The organism is Tumebacillus permanentifrigoris, from assembly GCF_003148565.1.
In the GTDB taxonomy this organism is placed as follows: Bacteria; Bacillota; Bacilli; order Tumebacillales; family Tumebacillaceae; genus Tumebacillus; species Tumebacillus permanentifrigoris.
This window is the reverse complement of sequence record NZ_QGGL01000042.1, coordinates 1-3,718: the sequence shown is the minus strand read 5'-3', so window position 1 is coordinate 3,718 and position 3,718 is coordinate 1. Positions and strand designations below refer to the sequence as shown.

20 tRNA genes, 3 rRNA genes and 1 other RNA gene are annotated in these 3,718 nt (G+C 53.7%); all 24 read left to right on the top strand.

Annotation, left to right across the window (positions count from 1 at the left end):
- Positions 1-141: ribosomal RNA gene (locus C7459_RS22495) — 23S ribosomal RNA — on the top strand; the annotation flags it as partial.
- 47 nt (positions 142-188) lie between these two features.
- Positions 189-265, top strand: a tRNA-Arg gene (locus tag C7459_RS22490).
- A 23-nt stretch (positions 266-288) separates the two neighbouring features.
- Positions 289-364: transfer RNA gene (locus C7459_RS22485), tRNA-Met, on the top strand.
- A gap of 3 nt (positions 365-367) precedes the next feature.
- Positions 368-444: transfer RNA gene (locus C7459_RS22480), tRNA-Asp, on the top strand.
- Positions 445-447: 3 nt separating this feature from the next.
- Positions 448-524 (top strand) — tRNA-Pro (locus tag C7459_RS22475).
- A gap of 204 nt (positions 525-728) precedes the next feature.
- Positions 729-994, top strand: an RNA gene (ffs, locus tag C7459_RS22470) — signal recognition particle sRNA large type.
- A 267-nt stretch (positions 995-1,261) separates the two neighbouring features.
- Positions 1,262-1,336, top strand: a tRNA-Gln gene (locus C7459_RS22465).
- Between the two features lie 5 nt (positions 1,337-1,341).
- Positions 1,342-1,417: transfer RNA gene (locus C7459_RS22460), tRNA-Lys, on the top strand.
- Between the two features lie 9 nt (positions 1,418-1,426).
- A tRNA-Arg gene (locus tag C7459_RS22455) sits at positions 1,427-1,503 on the top strand.
- An 8-nt stretch (positions 1,504-1,511) separates the two neighbouring features.
- Positions 1,512-1,587, top strand: a tRNA-Ala gene (locus C7459_RS22450).
- Positions 1,588-1,591: 4 nt separating this feature from the next.
- Positions 1,592-1,667, top strand: a tRNA-Asn gene (locus C7459_RS22445).
- Positions 1,668-1,673: 6 nt separating this feature from the next.
- Positions 1,674-1,750: transfer RNA gene (locus C7459_RS22440), tRNA-Glu, on the top strand.
- 7 nt (positions 1,751-1,757) lie between these two features.
- Positions 1,758-1,833: transfer RNA gene (locus C7459_RS22435), tRNA-Val, on the top strand.
- Between the two features lie 77 nt (positions 1,834-1,910).
- Positions 1,911-1,986: transfer RNA gene (locus C7459_RS22430), tRNA-Met, on the top strand.
- A gap of 3 nt (positions 1,987-1,989) precedes the next feature.
- Positions 1,990-2,066, top strand: a tRNA-Asp gene (locus C7459_RS22425).
- Positions 2,067-2,085: 19 nt separating this feature from the next.
- A tRNA-Phe gene (locus C7459_RS22420) sits at positions 2,086-2,161 on the top strand.
- Between the two features lie 19 nt (positions 2,162-2,180).
- Positions 2,181-2,255, top strand: a tRNA-Gly gene (locus C7459_RS22415).
- Between the two features lie 9 nt (positions 2,256-2,264).
- Positions 2,265-2,341, top strand: a tRNA-Ile gene (locus C7459_RS22410).
- 12 nt (positions 2,342-2,353) lie between these two features.
- Positions 2,354-2,470 (top strand): 5S ribosomal RNA (gene rrf, locus C7459_RS22405).
- 235 nt (positions 2,471-2,705) lie between these two features.
- Positions 2,706-2,782: transfer RNA gene (locus C7459_RS22400), tRNA-Pro, on the top strand.
- 4 nt (positions 2,783-2,786) lie between these two features.
- Positions 2,787-2,862, top strand: a tRNA-Val gene (locus C7459_RS22395).
- A 28-nt stretch (positions 2,863-2,890) separates the two neighbouring features.
- A tRNA-Met gene (locus C7459_RS22390) sits at positions 2,891-2,966 on the top strand.
- 3 nt (positions 2,967-2,969) lie between these two features.
- Positions 2,970-3,046: transfer RNA gene (locus C7459_RS22385), tRNA-Ile, on the top strand.
- A 320-nt stretch (positions 3,047-3,366) separates the two neighbouring features.
- Positions 3,367-3,718: ribosomal RNA gene (locus C7459_RS22380) — 23S ribosomal RNA — on the top strand; the annotation flags it as partial.

Sequence of the window (3,718 nt, the reverse complement as noted above, 5' to 3'; positions counted from 1 at the left end):
CGCGAAGCCCCCCTCAAGATAAGACTTCCCACACGGTCAACGTGGTAAGACCCCCAGTAGAAGACTGGGTTGATAGGCTGGGTGTGTACGTGCCGCGAGGCATTTAGCTGACCAGTACTAATAGGTCGAGGGCTTATCCTACGCAATACACTGTCTTGAACTCACAAAGTGGCTTTCCAGTTTCATACGTGCCCTTAGCTCAGCTGGATAGAGCGTTTGACTACGAATCAAAAGGCCGGGAGTTCGAATCTCTCAGGGCACGCCATTTTTACTCCTTCTTATTGTTATCGCGGGGTGGAGCAGTTGGCAGCTCGTCGGGCTCATAACCCGAAGGTCACAGGTTCAAGTCCTGTCCCCGCAACCATCTGGAGCTGTGGTGTAGTGGCCTAACATGTCCGCCTGTCACGCGGAAGACCGCGGGTTCGAATCCCGTCAGCTCCGCCATTTCGGAATGTAGCGCAGCTTGGTAGCGCGCACGCTTCGGGAGCGTGAGGTCCAGGGTTCGAATCCCTGCATTCCGACCATCCATTGTTTCGTTGTGAAAGACTCGATCCGTTACGGATCGGGTCTTTTTTTGCATATGGAAGTTGGAGGTGTGGAGCATTTCAACAGAAAACCCCGATCGGTATAGGGGAGGTGCGCTCATGACTGCAGGGGTGCGATTTTGTTTGGGTTTGTTCGAGTAGCGTCGTTGAGGGTGGGGAGCCGGCATGTTATGATAACTCTTGTCGTGCTAGACGGGGAGTTAGCGGTGCCCTGTAACCCGCAATCCGCTCCAGCGGGGTTGAAGTTCGGTCGAGGGTTCTGATCGTGAAGAACGGCCGTCGGGAACGGCAGTGTTGAGGATTGGGTCTTGCGCAACGCAGCCTCCTGAATCGTGTCAGGTCCGGAAGGAAGCAGCACTAAGGGAATCGTTGTGTGTGCCGCAGGAGCGCCTGGTCGGAGCTGCTGTCGAGGGTACGCTTTGTGATCGAATTCGGAGCTGAATGCACGACGCTCTACATAAAACGCCTTGCTCTTCGTGAGCAAGGCGTTTTTTTGGATCATGGCGGTATAAAGGGCGGAGCACCGGGGAGAATGGTGAAGGTACTCGTAGAGAACAGCAGAAACTTGCAGGAGATTGCTCATATCGTGTGGTTTTGTCGGCTGGAGGACGTTGTATCATGGCGGTCGGGGTGGTAAGATAAGTCCTGTCGCCGCGAGAGACAAACTTACGGTTGACAACGAGATACGAGATGTGTTATCTTAATTGAGTCGCTGTTGGGGAGTCGCCAAGCGGTAAGGCAACAGACTTTGACTCTGTCATGCGAAGGTTCGATCCCTTCCTCCCCAGCCATTTGCGAGCCATTAGCTCAGTTGGTAGAGCACCTGACTTTTAATCAGGGTGTCGAAGGTTCAAGTCCTTCATGGCTCACCAGTTTCATATGCGCCCTTAGCTCAGCTGGATAGAGCGTTTGACTACGAATCAAAAGGCCGGGAGTTCGAATCTCTCAGGGCGCGCCATTTTCAATGGGGGGTTAGCTCAGTTGGTAGAGCACCTGCCTTGCAAGCAGGGGGTCAGCGGTTCGAATCCGCTACTCTCCACCATTGTTCCTCGATAGCTCAGTTGGTAGAGCGCCCGACTGTTAATCGGATGGTCGCAAGTTCGAGTCTTGCTCGGGGAGCCACATCTTGGCCCGTTGGAGAAGCGGCTTAACTCATCGCCCTTTCAAGGCGACATTCACGGGTTCGAATCCCGTACGGGTCACCACGTTTTCGGAGGCTTAGCTCAGCTGGGAGAGCATCTGCCTTACAAGCAGAGGGTCGGCGGTTCGATCCCGTCAGCCTCCACCATTTTCAAAAAACAAAGGAAGGTCGACTAAGACCGCGGCGTCCATGCCGCAACGTCGACACTCCGAAATCCTTTTCGTCGCGGGGTGGAGCAGTTGGCAGCTCGTCGGGCTCATAACCCGAAGGTCACAGGTTCAAGTCCTGTCCCCGCAACCACATGGAGCTGTGGTGTAGTGGCCTAACATGTCCGCCTGTCACGCGGAAGACCGCGGGTTCGAATCCCGTCAGCTCCGCCACTATTTTTACATTCAATATGGCTCGGTAGCTCAGTTGGTAGAGCAGTAGACTGAAAATCTACGTGTCGGCGGTTCGATTCCGTCCCGAGCCACCATTTTCACTCAATACCTCATGCGGAAGTGGCTCAGGGGTAGAGCATCGCCTTGCCAAGGCGAGGGTCGTGGGTTCGAATCCCATCTTCCGCTCCATCTGTTTTTGGGCCCATAGCTCAGTTGGCTAGAGCGCACGACTGATAATCGTGAGGTCGGAAGTTCGAATCTTCTTGGGCCCACCATTTTGTTTCAAGTCTCGTGATGATGGCGGAAAGGTCACACCTGTTCCCATCTCGAACACAGAAGTTAAGCTTTCCAGCGTCGATGGTACTTGGACCGCAGGGTCCTGGGAGAGTAGGACGTCGCGAGGCACGAGGAAAAGCCCGATCTCTTAGGAGATCGGGCTTTTTTGTCGATCGGGGGTAACTCGTCGCGATCCTCCTCGTCCGGAATTGTGGGGATTTCGGTGGATATGCAAAGAATCGGGAGGTGATGTACGGAGGTGCGTAGATTTGTCGCGGTATTGGAGAACTGGGTGTTTGTGCAGGGGGGACGGACGTGTTAAGATAACTCTTGTCGCCACGAGAGACACGGCACACAAGACATCGGAATGTAGCGCAGCTTGGTAGCGCGCACGCTTCGGGAGCGTGAGGTCCAGGGTTCGAATCCCTGCATTCCGACCATGATGGAGGCTTAGCTCAGCTGGGAGAGCATCTGCCTTACAAGCAGAGGGTCGGCGGTTCGATCCCGTCAGCCTCCACCATTTCTAAAAACACTAGAATCCTTTTCGTCGCGGGGTGGAGCAGTTGGCAGCTCGTCGGGCTCATAACCCGAAGGTCACAGGTTCAAGTCCTGTCCCCGCAACCATATGGGCCCATAGCTCAGTTGGCTAGAGCGCACGACTGATAATCGTGAGGTCGGAAGTTCGAATCTTCTTGGGCCCACCATATGATTGCACGAAAAAGGCTCGATCCTCATGGATCGAGCCTTTTTTGCGTTCTGTTGAGATGTGCCGAGGTTGGAATCTGATGGGTGCGAATTCGTGAGCATGTTGACGATTGGGTGATATCTGTTGGGCAGAAAGGGGATCATGAAACATTTTGTTTTGATTTGTTCTAGAATCGATGTTGAGAGGTTGGATAGGGCATGGTAAGATAACTCTTGTCGCCGCGAGAGACATGCGAGTGACACCATTGTTCCTTGATAACTGGATAGCAACAACTTTGTGATTCAAGACATCGAAAGCAAACTTTCGAAGCATAACGTAGGTTAAGCTACGAAGGGCGCACGGAGGATGCCTTGGCGCCAAGTGCCGATGAAGGACGGGGCAAACACCGATATGCTTCGGGGAGCCGTAAGCAGGCTGTGATCCGGAGGTTTCCGAATGGGGAAACCCACTACTCGTAATGGAGTAGTACTGTACACTGAATTCATAGGTGTATAGAGGTACACCAGGGGAACTGAAACATCTAAGTACCCTGAGGAAGAGAAAACAATAGTGATTCCCTAAGTAGCGGCGAGCGAACGGGGAGAAGCCCAAACCGTATGGCTTCGGTTGTACGGGGTTGCGGGGCGTGCACAACGGAATGCTGAGCGAGGTAGGAGAACGGTCTGGAAAG